The sequence below is a fragment of the Streptomyces ficellus genome (assembly GCF_009739905.1).
GTDB lineage: Bacteria > Actinomycetota > Actinomycetes > Streptomycetales > Streptomycetaceae > Streptomyces > Streptomyces ficellus_A.
On the sequence record NZ_CP034279.1, the window covers coordinates 5,575,891 to 5,599,479 of the forward strand.

The window sequence follows — 23,589 nt, forward strand, 5'->3', positions numbered from 1 at the left end:
TGACGCCACCTCCGGCACCCGCCTCCGACGCTCATCAGAGCAGCACCCCGCACACATTCAACACTTGTCAATAAGGCTTCATGGAAAGGTTGTTGGGCGTCCACGCGGGACCAAGCCTCTACCCACCGGTAAGCCATAGGCTCGAACCATGCGCCGAGCCAAAATCGTCTGCACCCTGGGCCCAGCCACCGATGCATACGACCAGATCAAGACACTGGTCGAAGCCGGCATGGACATCGCCCGCTTCAACCTCAGCCACGGCACCTACGCCGACCACGAGGAGCGCTACCAGCACGTACGCAAAGCCTCCGACGAAACCGGCCGCAGCGTCGGCATCCTCGCCGACCTTCAAGGCCCGAAGATCCGCCTCGGACGCTTCGCCGAAGGACCCGTACTCCTTGAACGCGGCGACGACTTCACCATCACCACCGAACCCGGCGTCCAGGGCGACCGCCACACCTGCGGCACCACCTACCAGGGCCTCGCCGCCGACGTCACCCCCGGCGAACGCATCCTCGTCGACGACGGCCGCGTCACCCTCCAGGTCACCGCCGTCGACGGCCCCCGCGTCCACACCACCGTCCTCGAAGGCGGCATGGTCTCCGACAACAAGGGCCTCAACCTCCCCGGCGTCGCCGTCTCCGTCCCCGCCCTCTCGGACAAGGACGTCGAAGACCTCCGCTGGGCGCTGCGCACCGGCGCCGACATCATCGCCCTGTCCTTCGTCCGCAGCGGCCGCGACATCGAGGACGTCCACCGCGTCATGGACGAGGAGGGCCGCCGCGTACCCGTCATCGCCAAGGTCGAGAAGCCCCAGGCCGTCGACAACATCGACGACATCGTCGCCGCCTTCGACGGCATCATGGTCGCCCGCGGCGACCTCGGCGTCGAAATGCCCCTGGAGCAGGTCCCGATCGTCCAGAAGCGGGCCATCAAGCTCGCCAAGCGGAACGCCAAGCCGGTCATCGTCGCCACCCAGATGCTCGACTCGATGATCGACAACTCCCGCCCCACCCGCGCCGAGGCCAGCGACGTCGCCAACGCCGTCATCGACGGCACCGACGCCGTCATGCTCTCCGGCGAGACCAGCGTCGGCCGCTTCCCCGTCGAGACCGTCCGCACCATGAGCCGCATCGTCGAGGCCGCCGAGGAGGACGTCCTCGCCAAGGGGCTCCCGCCGCTGACCGACCGCAACAAGCCCCGCACCCAGGGCGGCGCCGTCGCCCGCGCGGCCGCCGAGATGGGCGACTTCCTCGGCGCCAAGTACCTCGTCGCCTTCACCCAGTCCGGCGACACCGTCCGGCGCCTCTCCCGCTACCGCTCACCCATCCCGCTGCTCGCCTTCACCCCGGACCCGGCCACCCGCTCCCAGCTCAACCTCACCTGGGGCGTGGAGACCTTCCTCGGCCCGCACGTCGACTCGACGGACGCGATGGTCGCCCAGGTGGACGAACACCTGCTGCGGATCGGGCGCTGCCGGAAGGGCGACATCGTCATCATCACGGCAGGCTCCCCGCCCGGCGTCTCCGGCTCCACCAACCTCGTCCGCGTCCACCACATCGGCGAGCCCCTGGCGTGATCGCCGGTACGGGTGAAGATCGACTGGCTGGGTGCTGACCTTGTAATCCAAGGTAAGTGCCCCGGGTGGGATTCGAACCCACGCTGGATGGTGTTTGAGACCACTGCCTCTACCGCTGGGCTACCGGGGCATCCTTCGAAATGAAGGTATTGGCTCACCCGCCGTGCCCCTACCTTACAGGAGGTGGGTAGGCTCATGGGGAGCTGTACTGCCTTGGAACGAGGAGCCCACGTGACCGCCCCCGAGTCGCCCCAGCCCGACGCCGCCGACGACGACACGTCGCACGTCCCGCCGATGACGACCCGTGTCGTCATCGCCGAGGACGAGGCCCTCATCCGCCTCGACCTCAAAGAGATGCTCGAGGAAGAGGGCTACACGGTCGTCGGCGAGGCCGGTGACGGCCAGCGCGCCGTCGAGCTGGCCCGGGAGCACCGGCCGGACCTGGTGATCCTGGACGTGAAGATGCCCGTCCTGGACGGGATCTCCGCCGCGGAGAGGATCGCGGGCGAGTCCATCGCGCCCGTCCTGATGCTCACCGCGTTCTCGCAGCGCGACCTGGTCGAGCGGGCGCGGGACGCCGGTGCCATGGCGTACCTGGTGAAGCCGTTCAGCAAGAGCGACGTGGTGCCGGCCATCGAGATGGCGGTGTCGCGGTTCGCGGAGCTGAAGGCGCTGGAGAAGGAGGTCGCGGACCTTTCGCAGCGGCTGGAGACGCGGAAGCTGGTGGACCGGGCGAAGAGCATCCTCCAGACGCAGTACGGCCTGTCGGAGCCGGCGGCGTTCCGGTGGATCCAGAAGACGTCGATGGACCGGCGGATGTCGATGCAGCAGGTCGCGGAGGCGGTCATCGAGGACGCCGAGGAGAAGAAGGCCGCGAAGGGCCAGTAGCGGCGCGCGGCCGCGGTGTCGCGTGCCGCGCACGTACACGGAAGAGGGCCCACCCGTCGCCGGGTGGGCCCTCTTCCGTTTCCGTGGCCGTGCTCAGTCCTCGCCGAGGTACGTCTTGCGGACGGACTCGTCGTGGAGGAGGTCCTGTCCGGTGCCGGACAGTTTGATGGTGCCGGTTTCCATGACGTACGCCTGGTCGGCGAGGGACAGCGCGGCCTGGGCGTTCTGCTCGACGAGCAGGATGGTGGTGCCCTGGGCCTTGAGCGCCGAGATGGTCTCCATGATCTTCTGCATCATGATCGGCGAGAGGCCCATGGAGGGCTCGTCGAGCATCAGCAGCTTGGGCTGGGACATCAGGGCGCGGCCCATGGCGAGCATCTGCTGCTCGCCGCCCGAGAGGGTGCCGGCGGCCTGCTTGCGGCGTTCCCCGAGGATGGGGAAGAGGTCGTAGGCGCGCTGGATGTCCTTCTCGATGCCGTCCTTGTCGTTGCGGAGGTAGGCGCCGAGCCGCAGGTTGTCCTCGATGGACATGCGGGGGAAGATGTGGCGCCCTTCGGGGGAGTGGGCGAGACCCATGGCGACGATCTTGTGTGCCGGGATCTTGCGGAGGGGCTTGCCGTCGAAGGTGATCTTTCCGGCGAGGGGTTCCAGGAGGCCGGAGAGGGTGCGCAGGGTGGTCGTCTTGCCGGCGCCGTTGGTGCCGATCAGGGTGACGACCTCGCCGGCGCCGACGCTGAAGGAGATGCCCTTCACGGCTTCGATCTTGCCGTAGGCGACCCGGAGGTCCTCGACTTCGAGGAGGGCGGTCACTTGGTGTCTCCTTCGGTGGTGCTGGGCTCCGCGTCGATGTCCGGTGCGCCGGAGCCGTGCGGTGCGTCGCCTTCCGGCGAGTCGTCCTCGGGCGCCTCGGCGTCGGCGTCCGCGGCCGGAGCCGCAGCCTTGGCCGGGGCCTCGGGCGTACCGTCCGCGTCGGCCGTGGCGGCGGCCGCTTCGGCGTGGGCCTCGGCGGCCTCGACCTCGGCGACCTCCTCCGCGCCCGGGGCGCCCTCGAAGGGCGTACCCAGGTAGGCGGCGATGACGCGCTCGTCGCCCTGGACCTCGGCGGGGGTGCCCTCGATGAGCTTCTCGCCGCGCACCAGGCAGGCGACCCGGTCGCAGAGGTTGAAGATGAAGCGCATGTCGTGCTCGATGACGAGGACGGCGATGCCCTTGTCGCGGATCGCGAAGATCAGTTCCTCCGCGGCCCGCGTCTCCTGCGGGTTCATGCCGGCGGTGGGCTCGTCCAGGAGGATCAGACCCGGGTCGCTGGCGAGCGCGCGGGCGATCTCCAGCTTGCGCTGCTCGCCGTAGGGGAGGTTGCGGGCCAGGTGGTCCGCCTTGGCGGCGAGGCCGGTGAACTCCAGGAGTTCCATGGCCCGTTCGCGGGATTCCTCCTCCGCCCTCTTGAAGCCGGGCAGGCGCAGCAGGGCGGACCAGAGGCCTTCCTTGGTGCGGGTGTGCCGGCCGACGAGGACGTTCTCCAGAACGGTCATGTTGGCGAAGAGCCGGATGTTCTGGAAGGTGCGGGCGATGCCGGCCTGGGTGACCAGGTGAGGCTTGGGCGGCAGGACGGTGCCCTTGTAGCTGACCTTGCCCTCGGTGGGCACGTACAGCCCGGTGAGGCAGTTGAAGAAGGTCGTCTTGCCGGCGCCGTTGGGGCCGATGAGGCCGACGATCTCGCCGCTGTTGACGGTGAGGCTGACGTCGCGTACGGCGGTGAGGCCGCCGAAGCGCATGGTCACGCCGCTGGCGTCGAGGACGGTGGTGGTGGCCGGTGCGGCCGCGGTGGCAGTGGTGGTGGTCATGATGTGTTACGCCCCCGCCTTGGTGATGCCGACGGCGCCGTCGGGGAGCTTCTCGTCGGGTACGTCGAGCTGGCCGGTCTCGTGGAACTCCAGCTGCTTGCGGCGGTCGGCGACCAGGCCTTCGGGGCGGAAGCGCATCAGGATGATGAGCGCGACACCGAAGAGGAGCAGCTGGTAGTCCTGCATGAACTGGAGCTTGGCCGGGATGAGGTAGAGCAGTGCGGCGCCGATGAGCGGGCCGCCGATGGTGCCCATGCCGCCGAGGATGACCGCGGCGAGCAGGAAGGCGCTGTTGGGCGGTACGGATCCGGCGAACTGGTACTGCTCGGGGGTGACGCTGTAACCGAGGTGGGCCTGGACGGTGCCGGCGAGGCCGGCGAGCGCGGCGCCGAGGGCGAAGGCGAGCAGCTTGAGCCGGAAGCCGTTGATGCCCATGGCGGTGGCGGCGGTCTCGTCCTCGCGGATGGCGACCCAGGCGCGGCCGATGCGGGAGTCGGCGGAGCGCCGGAAGACCAGCACCACGACGGCGGTGAAGAGCAGCATCAGCAGGAAGTAGTTGCCGGACCGGGTGAGGTCGAAGCCGCCGACGTTGTGGGTGAGCCCGAAGTCGAATCCGAAGACGTTGAGGTCGGGGATGTTCGGGATGCCCTGGGCGCCGTTGGTGATGTCGGGTCCGCTGGTGCCGTTGAGGTTGAGCATGGCGAGGCGGAAGATCTCACCGAAGCCGAGGGTGACGATGGCGAGGTAGTCGCCGCGCAGCCGCAGGGTGGGGGCACCGATGAGGACGCCGAAGATCAGCGAGACGGCGGCGCCGGTGAGGACGGCGGCCCAGAAGGGGAAGTGGACGCCGATCGACGACTGGGGCGAGCCGGAGACCAGGGCGGCGGTGTAGGCGCCGACGCCGAGGAAGGCCACGTATCCCAGGTCGAGGAGGCCGGCGAGGCCGACGACCACGTTGAGGCCGAGCGCCACGGTCGCGAAGATCAGGATGTTCGCGCCGATCAGGGTGAACTGGTCGTTGCTCTGCGAGAACGGGAAGCAGATCGCGGCCGCGAAGGCGGCGCCCATGGTGACGGTGCGGTGCTTGGCCGTCAGGGCGTTGACGCGGGCGACGAGGCCGGCGCGGTTGATGGCCGTGAAACCGAACGCCACGGTGATCAGGAAGCCGATGAACAACTCGGCGTAGTCGGTGTCGATGCCGTACACGAAGACGTACAGGCCGACGGCGAAGGCGCCGATGATGATCAGGACCTCGGCCCAGGACGAGAGTTCCTTGGCGCGCGGCGGCCGGGGGGCCGAGAGGCTGTGGCGCAGCCGCGGCCAGAAGCCGGTGCCGGCGTCGTCGTCGGGCTCCTGGTCGGCGGGGAGGCCGAAGGCGCCGATGACGGCGATGACGGCTCCGAGGCCGGAGACCCAGGCGCCGGGCTCGAGGTTGACGAGGCCGCCGAGGGTGGTGGATATGGCGGCGATGGCGTAGCCGGTGGTGCCGAGTACGCCGAGGGTGAGGAGGCGTACGGGGCTGTTGGTACCGCCGGGGGTGAGCCAGCCGAGGCCCTTGACGCCGTATCCGGAGAGGACGAACAGCAGGGCGAGGGCGGCGCCGACCAGGGTGAGGACCTGGAGGCCGCCGGGGTAGCCGGTGACGGTGAGGTCGCCGGGGAACTCGTCGGTCCACGTCCAGGCGAGGAACGTGCCGGCGAGGGCGAGTGCGGATCCCGCGAGGGCGGTGATCCGCGCGGCCGCGGCCGGCAGGGGGAGGAGGGCCGCGGGTGCCGTGGTGTCGGCGGCGGGGGTGTTCTTGGTGATCGTCGTCATGGTGTTCACGCCCTGTCCGCGACTCGTTCGCCAAGGAGGCCCTGGGGACGGATGAGGAGGACGAGGATCAGGAGGCTGAAGGCCCAGACGTCCTTCCAGCCGCCGCCACCGAAGAGCTCCATGCCGGGGATCTCTCCGACGTAGCCGGTGGCGAGGGACTCGGCGATGCCGAGGACGACGCCGCCGAGCATGGCGCCGTAGATGTTGCCGATTCCGCCGAGCACGGCGGCGGTGAAGGCCTTGAGGCCCATGAGGAAGCCCATGCGGAAGCCGACCTGGCCGTTCTTGAGGCCGTAGGCGACCGCGGCGATGGCGGCGAACGCGGCACCGATGGCGAAGGCCATGACGATGATGCGGTCGGTGTTGATGCCCATCAGCTTGGCGGTGTCGGGGTCCTGCGCGGTGGCCTGCATGCCGCGGCCGGAGCGGGTCTTCGTGACGAAGAAGCCGAGGGCGAGCATGCACAGCGGGGCGGCGACGAGGACGAAGACGTCACCGCGCTGGATGGTGGCGCCGAAGACCTCGAAGGGCGCGCCGTCGAACTGCGGGAAGGAGCGGTCCTTCTTGGCGTCGGGGTAGAGCATCCACACGGCCTGCTGGAGGGCGATGGACAGGCCGATCGCCGTGATCAGCGGCGCGAGCCGTGGAGCGCTGCGCAGCGGCCGGTAGGCGAATCGTTCCGCTGCCGTGGCGACGGCGACCGAGACGAAGACGCCTCCGAGGATCATCAGCGGGATGGCGGCGCCGAGGGAGAACCCGGACGGCAGGATGAGGAAGACGGTCAGGGCGCCGAAGCCGCCGACCATGAAGATCTCGCCGTGGGCGAAGTTGATGAGCTGGACGATTCCGTAGACCATCGTGTAGCCGACAGCGATGAGACCGTACATCGCGCCGAGGATGAGTCCATTGGCCAGCTGTTGCGGCAGTTCGTGCACCGCAGGGCCTCCGTGAAGTGGTTCGGATAAGGCGCCGCGCGGGGGCGCTGGTGGCGCTCCCGCGCGGCCTGGGTTCAATGAGTGAGGCGGGAGGGGCCGGTTACGGCTTGACGGCCTCGCTCAGCTTGGGGACCCAGGCGCCCTTGTCGACCTGGTAGGCGGTCATCATGGTGTTCGTGGTGTCGCCGAACTCGTCGAAGGAGACGGGGCCGGTGACGCCCTCGAACTTGACCTTGCTCATGGCCGCCAGGACCTTGGCGCGGGCGTCGTCGGGGAGCTTGCCGCCGTTGTCGGCAACGGCGATCTTGACGGCCTCGATGATCGACCAGGTGGCGTCGTAGGTGCCGCCGCCGTAGGCCTCGTAGGCGTCCTTGTAGCCGGCGGTCTTGTAGTCCGCGATGAACTTCTTGGCGGACTCCAGCTGCTCCACGGGCTTGCCGACGGAGGTGGCCAGGTCGCCCTGGGCCTTCTTGTTCAGCTTCGGGAACTCACCGCTGTAGATGCCGTCGCCGCCCATGAGCGGGATGGCGCTGCCGCTGTCCTTGAGCTGCTGGCTCAGCGGCGCGGCGGCGGGGTACTCACCGCCGTAGTAGAGGGCCTTGGCGCCGGAGCTCTTGACCTTGGTGACGACGGCGTTGAAGTCGCGGTCGTCGGGGTTGACGTGGTCGGTGCCGACGATCTTGCCGCCGAGCTTGGTGAAGGTGTCCTTGAAGGAGGCGGCGAGGCCGGCGCCGTAGGTCTTCTGGTCGTCGATCAGGTAGACCTGCTTGATCTTCGCGGTGTTGAAGAGGTAGTTCGCCGCGAAGGCGCCCTGGACCTGGTCCGTGGTGGCGGTGCGGAAGAAGCTCTTGAACGGGCGCTTCTTGTCGCCGGCCTTCCAGCCGTCGCCCTGGGTCAGCTCCGTGCCGGTGTTGGCGGGGGAGACCTGGACGAGCCCGGCGTCGTTCAGCGGCTTCTGCATGGACTGCGAGACGCTGGAGTTCAGCGGGCCGACGACACCGAGGACGTCGTCGTTGCTGATGAATTTGCTGGCGTTCTGCTGTCCGACCGACGGCTGTGCCTGGTCGTCGAGCGCTTCGACCTTGAATTCGACGCCAGGGACGACGTTGTCCTTGTTGGCGGTCTTGGCCGCGAGGTCGGCGGAGTTCTTGATGCCGAGGCCGAGGGCGGAGAGGTCACCCGTCAGCGGCGCGTCGACGCCGATGACGACGGTGGTCTTCTTGCCATCGCTGCTGTCGCCGCCACCCTTGTCGTCGCGCGACCCACAGGCCGTAAGAGTCAGTGCTCCGGTGGTGAGCACTGCGGTGAGTATGAACAACGATCGCTGTCGCACGAAGGGGTTCCTTTCCCTGGCGCGGTCTCCTCGCTCGAGGAGCCGTTGCGAGCGCCGGGCCGTACATGGCGTGAAGAAGGGCCGTGCAGTTGACGCGCCCGGCGGCGCGGTGACTGGCCGTGACTCTAGGCGCAGCCGGGGCGGGCCGGGAGCGCCAGAGACAGGATGTGACGCTCTTGTTATGCCGTGGCCAAACGTTGCCGATCGGTGGTGGCTACACCGGTCGACGAGGGTGGGGGTTCCTTCTCACATGGCGAGAACGCCCAGTTCCGCTAAGGGGCTTGAGCGGATCTTGCTACTTACGCGGGGGTCGGCCGTGATGATCGCCGGGAGGGCGTCCGGGAGGGCCGCGGGGTCCTCGTGCCCCTCCACGGGGGTGTCGGCGCCCTTCCCGTGATCGTCACTCAGAGTGACGGAGGCCGGGTGGTCGGCGGGCCACGGCGGAGATCGTCGCGCGGGGGTGACGAGTGGGTCGGCGGCCCTCGCGGGGGAGGCGCCGGGGTGGTGTCCGGGGGGTCCCCGGCGGGGTCGGCGCGGGCGCCGCGAAGGGCCTGGCGAGGGGCCGTGGGCGCCACCCGGAAGGAACGGTTCCCGTCCCGTGATGAGGCTCTTGTGTGTGAAGTCCCGTTCCGTACGCCCTGGTGACCGGATTCCGCCGGTGGTGTCCGGTGAGCGCGACACCGAGTCCGGTAGGTGAAGTGCCTGAACGCAGACGGGAGTTGGGGTGGGCGGAAAATCCCCCCGTGGAAAGGTGCGCCGCGCGGGTGGGGCGGGTGTCGGCGGACGGGGGAAGACGGGCGTGGCGCGAGTGCCCGTTGAGGCGTGTGGTGCTCTCATGGGACGGCTGGGAGCGGCGGCTCGGCCGCTCCCTCGCACCCCCGGTTCTCAACTGTGTGTAAGCAGTGGAGGGTTGGGTGGTCTGGTGTCGCTGATGCGGAGGCGGTGCAATGTGTGTGCGCTTCCCGCGTGATGGTCACACCCACCGGTCCTTGGAGGCAGGCACGATGGCGCGACCCCCCGGAACACGCACCCCGCACGCCCTCCGCGCCCTCGGCGTGGCGGCCCTCGCCGCCGCCCTGGTCGCCGCCGCCCCCGCGCCGTCCCCGGGAGCCGCCGGCGAGGGCCCCGGCCTGCGGATCGAGGGCCGCGCGACCCAGCCGGTCTTCTCCCGCGCCGACGCGGTGTATCAACAGGTGGACATCGAGACGGCGACGGACAGCGACGAAGACGGCAGGCCCGACACCGTCAGGATGCGCATCCTGCGCCCCCGCGAGACCGGTGCCGGACTGAAGGTCGCGACCATCGTCGAGGCCAGCCCGTACTGGGGCGGCGGCAACGACGTCCCCTTCCACGAGGTCGACGTGGAGGAGGACGGACTGCCCCCGAACCCGCCCCCGGGCTCCCCCCGACCGCCCGCAGGTAAGGGGCACCGGGGCCTTCCGGGCCTGTTCCAGGGCGTTGACTCCCGTGCCGGAGGCACCGGCGCCCCCACCGCCGCCTCCGTGGTCTTCCCCGGGTACACCGACAACTACTTCCTGCCCCGCGGGTACGCCGTCGCCCAGCTCGACAGCGTCGGCACGGGCGGATCGACGGGCTGCCCCGTCTCCGGCGGCCGTGCGGAGACGCTCGGCGCGAAGGCGGCCGTCGACTGGCTGAACGGACGCGCCCGCGCCCGGGACCTCCAGGGCCGGCCCGCCGTCGCGACCTGGTCCACCGGGAAGACGGCGCTGATGGGCATCTCGTACAACGGGACCCTCCCCACCGCCGTGGCCACCACCGGTGTGGAGGGGCTCAGGGCCATCGTGCCGATCTCCGGGATCAGCTCCTGGTACGACTACTACCGGGCGGGCGGCGTCGTGGCGCCCGGCGGCTACCAGGGTGAGGACGCCGACATCCTGGCCAGGGGCGTCTACAGCCGGGCCGACCGGGACGTGTGCGCACCCGTGCTGGACCGGCTCACCGCCAACCAGGGCCGGGAGAGCGGCGACTACACCGCCTTCTGGCGGGAGCGGGACTACCTCAAGGACGTCGGAAGCATCAAGGCCGGTGTCTTCCTGGTCCAGGGCCTCAACGACTGGAACGTGAAGACCCGGCACGCGGGCCGCCTCTGGCAGGCGCTGGAGGAGCACGATGTGCCGCGCACCCTGTGGCTCCACCAGGCCGGGCACAGCAACCCGATGCCGCTGCGCATGGAGCAGTGGCTGGGCCGCCTCCACCAGTGGTTCGACTTCTGGCTGTACGACCTGGACAACGGCGCCCTCGACGCGCCCCGGGTCGAGCTGGAGCGGGCGGACTTCTCCTGGAGCCGGCAATCCGGCTGGCCCGCGCCCGGCACCCGTGACCTCACCCTGCGGATGCGCCCGGACGGCGGCCTGTCCCGGCTGCCCGCCGCCGGGCCGCCGACCCGGCGGACCCTCACCGACACGGGCCGCACGGTGCGGGCCGAGCAGCTCGTGACCGCCCCGGACACACCGCACCCCGGCCGGCTGGCCCACACCACCGGACCGCTCGCCGCCGACCTGCGGATCAGCGGGACGCCGACGGTGTCGCTGCGGGCGTCCCTGGAGGGAACCTCCCCCTATCTGACGGCGCTGCTCGTCGACTACGGGAGGGACACCCGCGCCACGGCCGGAACGGAGGCCGACACCTCACAGCTCGTCTGCTACGGCGAGGGAGTCCCCGGCGACACCGGTTGCGCCCATCGGACGCGGCACCGCACCGAGACCGCCGACTTCAAGATCGTCACCCGTGGCTGGCTGGACGTCCGCAACCGAGACTCGCTGCGGTGGCAGAGCCCGGTCGTGGAAGGGCGGGAGTACCGGCTGACCTGGGAGATGCAGCCCCAGGACTACGTCTTCAAGAAGGGCCACCGGCTGGGCGTGGTCCTGATCTCCACCGACCACGACTACACCCTGCGCCACCCGGTCGGCACACGCGTCACGACCCGGTCCGGCTCCGGCAGCGTCACGCTTCCGGTCAGCCCGTAGCGCCCGGCGTCGACGCGCCCGGGACGTACTCCGCGTCCTTGGGGGCGAGGTCGCGGAGCAGGCAGGTCAGGCGGGCCGTGCACACCCGCTTGTCCTGCTCGTCGGTGATGACGATCTCGTACGTCGCGGTGGAGCGTCCGCGGTGGACGGGGGTGGCCACGCCGGTCACCATTCCGCTGCGGGCCCCGCGGTGGTGGGTGCAGTTCAGGTCGACGCCCACGGCGATCTTGGAGGCGCCGCCGTGGAGCATCGAGCCGATCGAGCCGAGGGTCTCGGCGAGCACCGCGGAGGCGCCGCCGTGCAGCAGGCCGTAGGGCTGGGTGTTGCCCTCCACCGGCATGGTGCCGACGACCCGCTCGGCGGACGCCTCGACGATCCGCACGCCCATCCGCTCGCCGAGGTGCCCGGCGGAGAAGAGGGCGGGCAGGTCCACACCGAGCGCGGCGTACTCGTCGATGACCTCCTGCGGGAACTTCACCTGCGTCTGCTCGCCCATGGGGCCCGGCTCCGATCGTCGTACGGTCATGTCCCAGTTGCCCTGCCGCCTAAGCGAACGCTCAGGCGGAGGGTGATTGTTCCAGACGCACGATCACGGACTTGCTGGCGGGGGTGTTGCTCACGTCGGCGGTCGACTCCAGCGGCACCAGGACGTTGGTCTCCGGGTAGTACGCGGCGGCGCAGCCCCGCGCGGTGGGGTAGTGGACGACGCGGAAACCGGCGGCGCGGCGCTCGGTGCCGTCCGTCCACTCGCTGACCAGGTCGGTGTACGCGCCGTCGGCCAGCCCGAGCCGGCGGGCGTCCTCGGGGTGGACCAGGACGACCCGGCGCCCGTTCCTGATGCCGCGGTAGCGGTCGTCCAGGCCGTAGATCGTGGTGTTGTACTGGTCGTGCGAGCGGAGCGTCTGGAGCAGCAGCCGGCCCTCGGGCACTTCGGGGTACTCGACGGGCGCGGCCGTAAAGTTCGCCTTGCCGGTCCTCGTGGGGAAGCGGCGCTCGTCGCGCGGGGCGTGCGGCAGGGCGAAACCGCCGGGGTTCGCCGCCAGCCGGGCGTTGAAGTCCTCGAAACCGGGCACCACGCGCGCGATGCGGTCCCGGATCGTGGCGTAGTCCGCCTCGAAGTCCTCCCACGGCGTGGCCGACGCCCCGCCCAGCACCGCCCGTGCCATGCGCGCCACGATCGCCGGTTCGGACAGCAGGTGCGGGCTCGCCGGAGGCAGGTTGCCCCGCGAGGCGTGCACGAGGCCCATCGAGTCCTCGACGGTCACGAACTGCCGGCCGCCCCGCTGGACGTCCTTGTCGGTGCGGCCCAGCGTGGGCAGGATCAACGCGCGCGTGCCGGTGACCGCGTGCGAGCGGTTCAGCTTCGTCGACACGTGCACCGTCAGCCGCGCGCGCCGCACGGCGGCCTCGGTGACCTCCGTGTCGGGCGTCGCGGCGACGAAGTTGCCGCCCATGGCGAAGAAGACCTTCGCCTTGCCGTCGCGCAGCGCCTGGATGGACCGGACGACGTCCAGGCCGTGGTGCCGGGGCGAGACGATCCCGAACTCCTTGTCCAGCGCGTCGAGGAAACCGGCCGCGGGGCGCTCGAAGATGCCCATGGTGCGGTCGCCCTGCACGTTGGAGTGGCCGCGCACCGGGCAGACCCCGGCGCCGGGGCGGCCGATGTTGCCGCGCAGCAGGAGGAAGTTGACCACCTCGCGGATGGTCGGCACCGAGTGCTTGTGCTGGGTGAGCCCCATGGCCCAGCAGACGATGGTGCGCTCCGACGCCAGCACCATGCGCAGGGCGCGCTCGATCTCGTCCCGCTCCAGGCCGGTGGCGGCGAGGGTCTCGTCCCAGTCGGCGGCCCGCGCGGCGGCGGCGAACTCCTCGTACCCGTGGGTGTGCTCGCGGACGAAGTCCTGGTCGACCGCGCCGTCCGTCTCCAGGACCAGCTTGTTCAGCAGCCGGAACAGGGCCTGGTCGCCGCCGATGCGGATCTGGAGGAACAGGTCGGTGAGCGCGGCGCCCCTGAGCATGCCCTGCGGCGTCTGCGGGTTCTTGAACCGCTCCAGGCCGGCCTCGGGCAGCGGGTTCACCGAGATGATCCGCGCGCCGGACGCCTTGGCCTTCTCCAGCGCGGACAGCATGCGGGGGTGGTTCGTGCCCGGGTTCTGCCCGGCCACGATGATCAGGTCCGCGCGGTGCAGGTCCTCCAGCGAGACGCTGCCCTTGCCGATGCCGATGGTCTCCGTGAGCGCCGAGCCGGACGACTCGTGGCACATGTTGGAGCAGTCGGGGAGGTTGTTGGTGCCGAACTCGCGGGCGAAGAGCTGGAGCAGGAACGCGGCCTCGTTGCTGGTGCGGCCCGAGGTGTAGAAGACGGCCTCGTCGGGCGAGCCGAGCGCGGTCAGCTCCTCCGCGATGATCGAGAAGGCCCGCTCCCAGCTCACCGGCTCGTACCGGTCGGCGCCCTCCGCCGCGTACACGGGCTGGGTGATGCGGCCCTGCTGCCCCAGCCAGTACCCGCTGCGGGTGGCGAGGTCCGCGATCGGGTGGGCGGCGAAGAACTCCGGCGTCACCCGGCGCAGCGTCGCCTCCTCGGCCACCGCCTTCGCCCCGTTCTCGCAGAACTCCGCGACGTGCCGCTTGTCGCCCTCGGGCCAGGCGCAGCCGGGACAGTCGAAGCCGTCCTTCTGGTTGACCTTGAGCAGCGTCCGGGCGGTGCGGCGGACACCCATCTGCTGCCGGGACATCCGCAGCGTGTGCCCGATCGCGGGGAGCCCGGCCGCGGCGTGCTGTGGCGGCGCGACCTGCGGCGCGTCCTGGACCGGATCACCCTTGGGCGGCTTGCTGGCCATCGCGCTCTCCCTTGAGCGGTCGTGTCCGACGGACTTCTCGGCTGTACGTCTCCGATCCTGTCACGCGGCACCGACAGCGGCGGACTCCAGGCCCGCTCGGTCGGGATTGTCAGTGGTCCGTGGCAGGATCGTCCCCGTGGTAGAGACAGCATCGAAGAAGACCGACGACAACCGTCCGCGCCTGCTCCTCATGGACGGGCACTCCCTGGCGTACCGGGCGTTCTTCGCGCTGCCCGCGGAGAACTTCACCACCGCGAGCGGCCAGACGACCAACGCCATCTACGGCTTCGCGTCGATGCTGGCGAACACGCTGCGCGACGAGTCGCCCACGCACTTCGCGGTGGCCTTCGACGTGTCCCGCAAGACCTGGCGCTCGGCGGACTTCCCCGAGTACAAGGCGAACCGCTCCAAGACCCCCGACGAGTTCAAGGGCCAGGTCGAGCTGATCGGCGAGCTGCTCGACACGATGAACGCGGAGCGGTTCGCGGTCGACGGCTTCGAGGCGGACGACGTCATCGCGACCCTGGCCACCCAGGCCGAGGCGGCGGGCTTCGAGGTGCTGATCGTCACCGGTGACCGGGACTCCTTCCAGCTCGTCTCCGACCACATCACCGTGCTCTACCCCACCAAGGGCGTCTCCGAGCTGACCCGGTTCACCCCGGAGAAGGTCCAGGAGAAGTACGGACTGACCCCGTCGCAGTACCCCGACTTCGCCGCCCTGCGCGGCGACCCGTCGGACAACCTGCCGGGCATCCCCGGCGTCGGCGAGAAGACCGCCACCAAGTGGATCACCCAGTTCGGTTCGTTCGCGGAGCTGGTCGAGCGCGCCGACGAGGTCAAGGGCAAGGTCGGGCAGGCGCTGCGCGACCACCTGGAGTCGGTCAAGCTCAACCGTCACCTCACGGAGCTGGTCCGTGACGTGGAGCTGCCGAAGTCCGTCCCGGACCTGGAGCGCAGGCCGTACGACAGGACGGCGCTGAAGGGGTTCCTCGAGGTCCTGGAGATCCGCAACCCGAGCCTGCGCGAGCGGCTCCTCGCCGTCGACCCCGGCGCGGAGGAGGACGAGGCCCCGGCCCCGGCCGCCGGCGTCGAGCTGAACGGCTCGGTGCTGGGCGCCGGCGAGGTCGCCGGCTGGCTGGAGCGGCACGGCGGGCAGCCGCTCGGCGTGGCCACCGTCGCCACCTGGGCCCTGGGTGTGGGCAATGTCGCCGAGGTCGCGCTGGCCGCCGCCGACGGCGAGGCGGCCTGGTTCGACACCACGCAGCTGGACGAGGACGACGAGCGGGCCTTCGCCGGCTGGCTCGCCGACCCCGCCCGGCCGAAGATCATGCACAGTGCCAAGGAGGCGCTGCGGGTCTTCCCCGAGCACGGCTGGCACATCGAGGGCATCACCATGGACACGGCCCTCGCCGCCTACCTGGTCAAGCCCGGCCGCCGGTCCTTCGCGCTGGACGCCCTGTCCGTCGAGTACCTGCACCGCGAGCTGGCCCCCGCCGCGGCCGACGGGCAGCTCGCCTTCGGCACCGACGAGCAGGCCGAGGCCGACGCCCTGATGTCCCAGGCCCGCGCGGTCCTGGACCTCGGCGAGGCGTTCGCCGGGAAGCTGGAGGAGGTCGGCGCCACCCGGCTCCTGCACGAGGTGGAACTGCCGACCTCGCTGCTCCTCGCCCGGATGGAGCGGCACGGCATCTTCGCCGACCGCGCCCACCTGGAGGCGATGGAGCAGCAGTTCGCGGGCGCCGTGCAGCAGGCCGTGAAGGAGGCCCACGCCTCCGTCGGGCACGAGTTCAACCTCGGCTCGCCCAAGCAGCTCCAGGAGGTCCTCTTCGGCGAGCTGAACCTGCCCAAGACGAAGAAGACCAAGACCGGTTACACCACGGACGCCGACGCGCTCGCCTGGCTGGCCGCCCAGACCGAGCACGAACTGCCGGTCATCATGCTCCGCCACCGCGAGCAGGCCCGGCTGCGCTCCACGGTCGAGGGCCTCATCAAGACCATCGCGGCGGACGGCCGGATCCACACCACCTTCAGCCAGACGGTCGCGGCGACGGGTCGCCTGTCCTCCACGGACCCCAACCTCCAGAACGTGCCGGTGCGCACCGACGAGGGCCGCGCCATCCGGCACGGCTTCGTCGTCGGCGAGGGCTTCGAGTCCCTGATGACGGCCGACTACAGCCAGATCGAACTGCGCGTGATGGCCCACCTGTCGGAGGACGAGGGCCTGATCGAGGCGTTCCTCTCCGGCGAGGACCTGCACACCACCGTCGCTTCCCAGGTGTTCTCGGTGGAGCGGTCCGCCGTCGACGCCGAAATGCGCCGCAAGATCAAGGCCATGTCCTACGGCCTGGCGTACGGCCTGTCCGCCTTCGGACTCTCCCAGCAGCTGAACATCGAGGCGGGCGAGGCCCGGGCCCTGATGGACACCTACTTCGAGCGGTTCGGCGGCGTGCGGGACTACCTGCGCCGGGTCGTCGACGAGGCGCGCGCCACCGGGTACACGGAGACCATGCTCGGCCGCCGCCGGTACCTGCCGGACCTGAACAGCGACAACCGCCAGCGCCGCGAGGCCGCGGAGCGGATGGCGCTCAACGCCCCGATCCAGGGCACGGCCGCCGACATCGTGAAGGTCGCGATGCTGGGCGTCGGGCGGGCGCTGCGCGAGGCGGACCTGAACACCCGGATGCTCCTCCAGGTCCACGACGAAATCGTGCTGGAGGTCGCCCCCGGCGAGCGCGACCGGGTCGAGGAGCTCGTCCGCCACGAGATGTCCACGGCGGTCGAACTCCGTGCCCCGCTGGACGTCTCGGTGGGCGTCGGCCCCGACTGGGACTCCGCCGCGCACTGACGCCCGGCCCCCGGCGGGCGGCGCGCCCCGGCCCCGTACCGGACGCGCCGCCCCCGGGCGTCGCGCCGCCCCCAGCCGGCGCCCGGGGGCGGCGGGCCCGCCCTCCCTAGCGGGCCGACCGCAGGCGCATGCCGGCGCCGTACAGGAGCAGCCCCGCCGCCAGTCCGGCGCCCGCTCCGAAACACGCCGTCGGGATGATGTCCAGCGGCGTCTCGATCCGTCCCCAGTACGCGTACCAGCGCGCGCACCGGTGCACGATCCCCACCGTCACGCACGCCCCGAGCAGCCCCGCCGCCAGCCACCTGCCCCGCCGGTCCAGCACCGGCACCGACGCCGGAGCGCACCCGGCCGCCTCCGGCGGAACCCGCCGCAGCGCACCGCCCACGAACCACACCAGCACCACCAGCGCCACGGCCGACCCGCCGTACTGCGCGTACAGGTAGACCGGGAACCCGGCCACCACGTCCCCGAGCACGGGCAGCAGCTTCGTACCCCACCGGTCCGCGTGCGTGAACAGGTCCCACACCACGTGCGTCGTCGCCCCGATGACCGCCGAGACGTAGAACCGGGCCGCCAGCAGCAGCGGGGGCCGGTCGCGCCACGACTCCCCGCGTACCAGCGCGTGCACCCGCCCCTGCGCACGGGCCGGCACCAGCGCCAGCAGCGGCTCACGCACCATCAGCCACACCGCCACCAGCGCCGCGGTGATCAGGACGTCGGCGGTGAGGATGCCCAACAGGCCGTGCGTGACCTCGCCGAAGAGCATCGCCCCCGGAATCGCGGTGTCCGCGAAGTACGTCATGTCGGGCGCGAACGACCCCATGACGAGCGCCGAGGCGACGAGCGGCCCCCGCGCGGTGCCGGACCTCCGTATGCCCGGCAGGACCGCCGCGGCGTGGCTGAGCGTGAACGGCATGACTGTGGTGCCCCCCGAAAACCGGATCTCTTGCCAATGGCGCCCAGTATGCGTGAGGTTCCGGCACCGGATTCCGGACGACGCAGAGGTGACCAATACGTGAAAACCGGTCAGGAGGCGGTGTCCGGGCATGGCGAGTTGTCGTAGGGTCGCCTGAGGCACCGCGCTGGGGAGCGCGAAGGGACGCCGACGGGGAGGGCACAACGTATGGCAGCGCACATCGGCCGTCGACTGCGTAAGGGAGCCACGAGCACGGCGGTCGCCGCGGCGGCGGTGGCGGCGCTGTCCGCCTCGCAGGCACCCGGCGTGACTCCGGCCGGAGGCGGCTCCGACCAGCCGCTGACCGGCGCGACACCGCCGTCGTCCGACGGCTCGGCGACCGGCAACTCCCCGTACTACACCGACCTTCCGCCGCTCAACACGCCCACCAAGCCCGGTGCGCCCACCGGTGGTCCGGTCGTCACCGGCCCCGCGGAGGCGGGCATCCCGGCGACCGTGCTCGCCGCCTACAAGCAGGCCGAGCAGCACCTGAAGACCACCAAGCCGGGCTGCAACCTCCCCTGGCAGCTCCTCGCCGGCATCGGCAAGGTCGAGTCGGGCCAGGCGCGCGGCGGTCGCGTCGACGCCAACGGCACCACCCTCGCGCCGATCCTGGGACCCGTCCTCAACGGCGTCGGTTTCGCGAACATCTCCGACACCGACAAGGGCGCCTACGACGGTGACGCGACGCACGACCGTGCCGTCGGCCCGATGCAGTTCATCCCGTCCACGTGGGCGACCTGGGGCCAGGACGCCAACGGCGACGGCCGCAAGGACCCGAACAACATCTACGACGCCGCCCGGGCCGCGGGCATGTACCTGTGCGCCAACGACCGCGACCTCGCCCTGAAGGGCGACCTGGACCGGGCGATCCTCAGCTACAACCGCTCGACGGAGTACCTCCGCACGGTGCTGTCCTGGTTCGGCTACTACCGGGACAACAGCCACCAGGTGCCGGACGGTACGGGCGTGCTGCCGGTCGACCGCAGCGACGACGGCGCCGGTGCGAGCCCCACGCCCACCCCGTCGCCCAGGACCCCGAGCCCGTCGGCCACGACTCCTCCGGCGACCCCCGAGCGCACGCCCTCGCCGACGCCCGGTGACGGCACACCCACCCCCAAGCCGCCGAAGCCCACGCCGCCGCCCAGCCCCACGCCGACCCCGAAGCCGCCGAAGCCGCCGAAGCCGCCGACCCCCACTCCCACCCCGCCCCCGTCGCCGTCGCCGTCCGCGTCCGTCACCCGCATCCAGGACGCCGGCACCGGACCGCTGACGGCCACGGCCGGCACCCGGTTCGAGGAGCGCGCCGCCGTCAGGGCGCTGAACGCGGCGGGCAAGCCGGTGGCCAGGGTCGGAGTGCGGTTCGCCGTCGTCGGCGACACCGACGCCCGCTTCCCGGACGGTGCCACCACCGTCACCGTCCTCACCGGCGCCGACGGCACCGCCACCGCCCCGGCGCTCCAGGCGGGTGAGAAGACCGGCGAGTTCACCCTCCGGGCCACCGTCGTGGGCCGCGACGTCGCCCCGGTCGACCTGACCGCGACCGTCACCGCCCGCCGGGCCGACGCGCTCACCAGGACGGACGAGAAGGAGCTGACGGCCGCGCCGGAGACCGCGTTCGCCGGCCAGGTGCAGGTAAAGGCGACGTACAAGGGTGCCGCCGCCCCCGGTGTCGCCCTGACCGCCACCATGGTCAAGACGGCGGAGGACACCACCGCCAACGACAAGGGGCCCTTCTTCAAGGACGGGCAGGGCAACCCGGTCCGCACCCTCGAAGGCCTCACGACCGACGAGAACGGCATGCTCACCCTCCCCGAGGTCTTCGCGGACGGCCAGACCGGTACGTTCCTGCTCCGCCTCACCACCACCGGCGGCGCGACGCTGACCGTCGAGCTGAAGGTCGCCTGACCGGCCGACCACGGGACCGGCCGACCGTCTGACCGGCCGCCCGGACAGCACACACGGAACAGCGCCCCCACGCTCCGGCAGGGGGCGCTGTTCCGTGTGTTCTCTTCTCACGGCCCGATTGCTACGGTGCCCGCAATCTGACGCAATATCAGGTCGGGAGGCCGATCCATGCGCGCCCTCATAGCCGCCTCCATGGGCCTGACCCCCGTCCTGCTCCTGATCCTGGTCCTGGCCGTGACGAACCCGGCGCCCGAGGGCGAGACCTCCCCCCGGCCGCTGCTCACCACCGTCCCCGGGCCCAAGAAGTAGAGGGGCGCCCGCCATGCGCCACAGAGCCGCCCTCGTCCTCCTCTCCTTCGCGGTGTTCTTCACCGCCATGGCACCCACCCTGCGGTGGTACGCCTTCCCGCGGCTCGCCAAGATCCCGGCCGGCCAGTACCAGGAGATGGTCCTGGAGGCGAAACCCGCCACCCTCCTGCGGTACGACACGATGCAGGCCGAGCAGGTCGACAGGGTCACCATCGTCCAGACCCTCAAGGGCAACGTCGAGGAGTCCCGGAGGATCGAACGCCACGCCGGCCGTGACGTCGTCGTCTGGGACGCCCTCTCCCACGTGACCGGCCCGGACGGGGCGACGGTGTCCCAGATACCCGAGCGCTACATCTTCGACGCCCACACCCAGGACCCCGTGCACGCCACCGGCGAAACGGTCGACGGCACCCCCGTACGGCGCGAGGGCATCGAGTTCAAGTGGCCCTTCCTCACCGAAAAACGGGACTACGCGTACTTCGACGCCCAGACCCGCACCTCCGCGCCCATCCACTACAAGGGCGCGCGCACCTTCCGCGGCCTGGAGGTGTACTACTTCGAGCAGACCGTCCCCTGGACGAAGGTCCCGTACCCGAAGAAGATGCCCCTGCCCGGCATCGATGCCTCGAAGCTGGAACAGCAGACCGGCACCACCCGCTGGTACACCACCCGGCGCATGTTCTGGGTCGAGCCGGTCACCGGCGCCCCCGTCAACGGCGAGGAGATCCACCGCGAGGAACTGCGCGGCGGCACCCTGCTCGGCGGCCGCGACAAGGTCACCGCGTTCGCCGGACACGTCAGGATGCGCGAGGACTACCTCGCCCACACCGTCGACCTGGTGCGCGGCCAGCGCCGCCTGGTCCTGCTGATGACCTCGTACCTGCCCCGGAGCTTCCTGATCCTCGGTACGGGACTGGCGGCACTGTCCCTGTGGCTGGAGGCGAGGTCCCGCCGCACACCGGGCGGCGGGACCGGCGGCCCGCCCGGCAGCGGGACCGGCCGGCCGCCCGTCGTCAGCGGCGCGCGTTCGTCCGGCGCGTCGCCCGAGCCGCCGCCGGGTCCTCCGGCCACGGATGCCTCGGATAGCGCCCGCGCAGCTCCGCGCGGACCGACCGGTACCCCTCGCGCCAGAACGACGCCAGATCCGCCGTGACCGCGGCCGGGCGCCCCGCCGGCGACAGCAGGTGCACCAGCACCGGAACACCCGCTATGGAGGGCGTTTCGGCGAGGCCGAACATCTCCTGGAGCTTCACCGCCAGCACCGGCTGCTCACCGCCGTAGTCGACACGGATCCACGACCCGCTCGGCACCTCGATCCGCTCCGGCGCCAGCTCCTCCAGCCGGGCCGCGTCCCCCGTCGCCCACGGCAGCAGACGCTGGAGGCACTGCCCCGCGTCGATCCGGCCCAGGTCCGCGCGGCGCCGCGCCCTCGACAGCTCCGGCTCCAGCCACCGCCCGGCACCGTCCAGCAGCGCCGCGTCCGAAACGTCCGGCCACGGAGCGCCCAGCACCCGGTGCAGGAAGGCCAGCCGCCGGCGCAACTCCTCCGCCTCCCGCGACCAGCGCAACAACCCCGGCCCCTCCCGCCGCAGCCCCTCCAGCAAGGCGTCCCGCACGAGTCCTGGATCCGGATCCCTCAGCGGCCGTACGGCGGTCTCGACGGCGCCCAGCCGCTCCACCGACCGCGCGACCACGTCACCGTCCTCCCACCGCACCTCCTCGCCCGACACGCACAGGTGCCGGGCCGCCGCCCGCGCGATGTCCTCGTCCACCACGGCGGCCAGCCGCACGCGCGCGGAGGCGGCGTGCGCGGGCCGGTCCGCGACGGCCACGGCCAGCCACGCCGACCCCCGCAACCGGGAGCCCTGGGCGAGCTCCGCGCCCGTACCCGAAGCCATCAGGAACGCCTCCTCGCCCCGGGCCCGCGCCACCCGCTCCGGGTAGGCGAGCGACGTGACGGTACCCACGACGGCGTCGTCCGGCAGACCACCGGCGCCCTCAGGACGGGCGCCGCCGTCCGGGCCGGCCGCGACCTGCGGAGAGGAGCCCTCGCGCCGCGCCGGCCCCGCGGCGCCCGCGCCGTCCAGCTGCCGGGCCAGCCGCCCCGCCTCCTGCCGCCAGCGCGCCCCGTACGCGTCACCGCCCCGGCGGGCCGCGCGCCACGCGTACGCCAGGTCGTCGCCGTACTCCCGGGGCGGCTCCTCGCTCAGCAGGGCCACCACCTCGGCCGCCCGCCGCGCACCCACCAGCGGAGCCCCGTCCAGCAGGGCCCGGGCCAGCCGCGGGTGCACGCCCAGCCGCGACATCCGCACGCCCCGGTCCGTCACCCGGCCCGCCGCGTCCACGGCGCCGATCGCCGCCAGCACCGACCGCGCGGCGGCCATCGCACCCGCCGGCGGCGCGTCCAGCAGCGCCAGGCCCGCGGCGTCGGGGTCGCCCCAGGCCGCCGCCTGAAGGGCGAACCCCGCGAGGTCGGCCACCTGGATCTCGGGCGCCGGGAACCGGGACAGGCGCCCGTCCTCCGCCTCCGTCCAGCACCGGTAGACCACGCCCGGCGCCTCGCGCCCCGCCCGGCCCGCGCGCTGCCGGGCGGCCGCCCGGGACGCCCGTACCGTCGTCAGCGAACCGAGCCCCCGCGCATGGTCCACGCGCGGCTCACGGGCCAGCCCCGAGTCCACCACCACCCGCACGCCCGGAACCGTCAGCGACGACTCGGCCACCGACGTCGCCAGCACCACCCGGCGGCCCCGCCCCGGGGACAGCACCGCGTCCTGCACGGCCGCCGGCGCCCGTCCGTGCACCTGGAGCACCTCCGCGTCCACGGACGACAAAAGGCCCGCCACGCGCGCGATCTCCCCGACACCGGGCAGGAAGCACAGCACGTCACCGGTCCGCTCGGCCAGCGCCCGCCGCACCACCGACGCGACGTGCGCGAGCAGCGCGGGGTCCACTCGCGTGCCGTGCGGCGGGCGCACCGTCCCGGCCGGGGGAGCCCATACGACCTCCACCGGGTGGGCCGTCCCCGTCGCCTCCACCACCGGGGCCCCGCCCAGCAGCCGTGCCCAGCCACACCACGTCCACCCCGGGCAGCTCCTGGTCCCGCTGGAGTCGCTGGAGCAGCACGCCCGTCGTCACCACCTCGACGACCGTCCCGCGCGAGACCACCCGCTCGCCGCGCACCGTGAAACCCACGCGGCCGCCCACCCGCTCGCCCAGCAGCCAGGCCATCCGCCGGGCCGCCGCCCGCGCCGCGATCCGCCGCGGCTCGGCGACCAGGACCCGCGCGCCGCCCTCGGCGAGCGCGAGCGGCACCAGGGTCGTCTTCCCGGTCCCGGGCGGTGCGCACAGCAC

The 23,589-nt window shown here is 71.8% G+C and carries 15 protein-coding genes, 1 tRNA gene and 1 pseudogene; 7 read left to right on the forward strand and 10 right to left on the reverse strand.

What is annotated here, in order from left to right:
* The first annotated feature begins 148 nt into the window (after positions 1-148).
* Positions 149-1,579: a pyruvate kinase gene (gene pyk, locus EIZ62_RS24935; RefSeq protein WP_156694920.1), complete on the forward strand. Its 1,431-nt coding sequence runs from the start codon at positions 149-151 to the stop codon at positions 1,577-1,579.
* Positions 1,580-1,636: 57 nt separating this feature from the next.
* Here the strand turns inward: pyk and EIZ62_RS24940 are convergent.
* Positions 1,637-1,709: transfer RNA gene (locus tag EIZ62_RS24940), tRNA-Leu, on the reverse strand.
* Between the two features lie 101 nt (positions 1,710-1,810).
* Here EIZ62_RS24940 and EIZ62_RS24945 point away from each other — a divergent pair.
* On the forward strand, positions 1,811-2,467 hold the full coding sequence (locus EIZ62_RS24945; RefSeq protein WP_156694921.1) for an ANTAR domain-containing response regulator: 657 nt from the start codon (positions 1,811-1,813) through the stop codon (positions 2,465-2,467).
* A gap of 93 nt (positions 2,468-2,560) precedes the next feature.
* Here EIZ62_RS24945 and EIZ62_RS24950 read toward each other — a convergent pair whose 3' ends face one another.
* The 5 genes from EIZ62_RS24950 to EIZ62_RS24970 form a co-directional block, all read right to left on the reverse strand.
* Positions 2,561-3,277: an ABC transporter ATP-binding protein gene (locus EIZ62_RS24950; RefSeq protein ID WP_156694922.1), complete on the reverse strand. Its 717-nt coding sequence runs from the start codon at positions 3,275-3,277 to the stop codon at positions 2,561-2,563.
* Positions 3,274-4,311 carry an ABC transporter ATP-binding protein gene (locus tag EIZ62_RS24955; protein ID WP_156694923.1) on the reverse strand — a complete coding sequence of 346 codons (1,038 nt, stop codon included), beginning with the start codon at positions 4,309-4,311 and terminating at the stop codon, positions 3,274-3,276. The genes EIZ62_RS24950 and EIZ62_RS24955 overlap by 4 nt, the downstream gene beginning before the upstream one ends.
* A gap of 6 nt (positions 4,312-4,317) precedes the next feature.
* Entirely contained in the window at positions 4,318-6,126 is a 1,809-nt protein-coding gene (locus tag EIZ62_RS24960) for a branched-chain amino acid ABC transporter permease (RefSeq protein WP_156694924.1), read from the reverse strand.
* A 5-nt stretch (positions 6,127-6,131) separates the two neighbouring features.
* Entirely contained in the window at positions 6,132-7,061 is a 930-nt protein-coding gene (locus EIZ62_RS24965; RefSeq protein ID WP_156694925.1) for a branched-chain amino acid ABC transporter permease, read from the reverse strand.
* A gap of 100 nt (positions 7,062-7,161) precedes the next feature.
* Positions 7,162-8,379, reverse strand: coding sequence for a branched-chain amino acid ABC transporter substrate-binding protein (locus tag EIZ62_RS24970; protein WP_156696587.1), 1,218 nt, complete (start codon positions 8,377-8,379; stop codon positions 7,162-7,164).
* Positions 8,380-9,398: 1,019 nt separating this feature from the next.
* On the opposite strand from EIZ62_RS24970, the gene EIZ62_RS24975 reads away from it, so the two are divergent.
* Positions 9,399-11,381 (forward strand): Xaa-Pro dipeptidyl-peptidase, encoded by a 1,983-nt coding sequence (locus EIZ62_RS24975; RefSeq protein WP_156694926.1) that lies wholly within the window; start codon positions 9,399-9,401, stop codon positions 11,379-11,381.
* On the opposite strand, the gene EIZ62_RS24980 is transcribed toward EIZ62_RS24975, so the two are convergent.
* A complete protein-coding gene (locus EIZ62_RS24980) occupies positions 11,371-11,877 on the reverse strand; it encodes a PaaI family thioesterase (protein ID WP_156696588.1) in 507 nt (168 codons plus the stop codon). The genes EIZ62_RS24975 and EIZ62_RS24980 overlap by 11 nt on opposite strands.
* 61 nt (positions 11,878-11,938) lie before the next feature.
* Entirely contained in the window at positions 11,939-14,221 is a 2,283-nt protein-coding gene (locus EIZ62_RS24985) for an FdhF/YdeP family oxidoreductase (RefSeq protein WP_156694927.1), read from the reverse strand.
* Between the two features lie 190 nt (positions 14,222-14,411).
* Between EIZ62_RS24985 and polA the strand changes: the two genes are divergently transcribed.
* The gene (polA, locus tag EIZ62_RS24990) at positions 14,412-17,066 is read left to right on the forward strand and encodes a DNA polymerase I (RefSeq protein ID WP_156696589.1); all 2,655 of its coding nucleotides are present in this window, start codon (positions 14,412-14,414) and stop codon (positions 17,064-17,066) included.
* Between the two features lie 106 nt (positions 17,067-17,172).
* Here the strand turns inward: polA and EIZ62_RS24995 are convergent, their stop codons facing one another.
* Entirely contained in the window at positions 17,173-17,982 is an 810-nt protein-coding gene (locus tag EIZ62_RS24995) for a DUF4184 family protein (protein WP_156694928.1), read from the reverse strand.
* Between the two features lie 207 nt (positions 17,983-18,189).
* Here EIZ62_RS24995 and EIZ62_RS25000 point away from each other — a divergent pair, with 207 nt between their 5' ends.
* From EIZ62_RS25000 to pgfA, 3 genes are all read left to right on the forward strand, one after another.
* Complete coding sequence (locus tag EIZ62_RS25000) at positions 18,190-19,929, forward strand: lytic transglycosylase domain-containing protein (RefSeq protein WP_156694929.1); 1,740 nt, start codon at positions 18,190-18,192, stop codon at positions 19,927-19,929.
* 168 nt (positions 19,930-20,097) lie between these two features.
* Complete coding sequence (locus tag EIZ62_RS25005; RefSeq protein WP_156694930.1) at positions 20,098-20,238, forward strand: SPW_0924 family protein; 141 nt, start codon at positions 20,098-20,100, stop codon at positions 20,236-20,238.
* A 13-nt stretch (positions 20,239-20,251) separates the two neighbouring features.
* Complete coding sequence (gene pgfA, locus EIZ62_RS25010; protein WP_244375957.1) at positions 20,252-21,391, forward strand: cell envelope lipid trafficking protein PgfA; 1,140 nt, start codon at positions 20,252-20,254, stop codon at positions 21,389-21,391.
* On the opposite strand, the pseudogene EIZ62_RS25015 reads toward pgfA, so the two are convergent.
* A pseudogene (locus EIZ62_RS25015) lies at positions 21,318-23,276 on the reverse strand (ATP-dependent helicase C-terminal domain-containing protein); the annotation flags it as partial. The gene pgfA and the pseudogene EIZ62_RS25015 overlap by 74 nt on opposite strands.
* Positions 23,277-23,589: the final 313 nt, after the last annotated feature.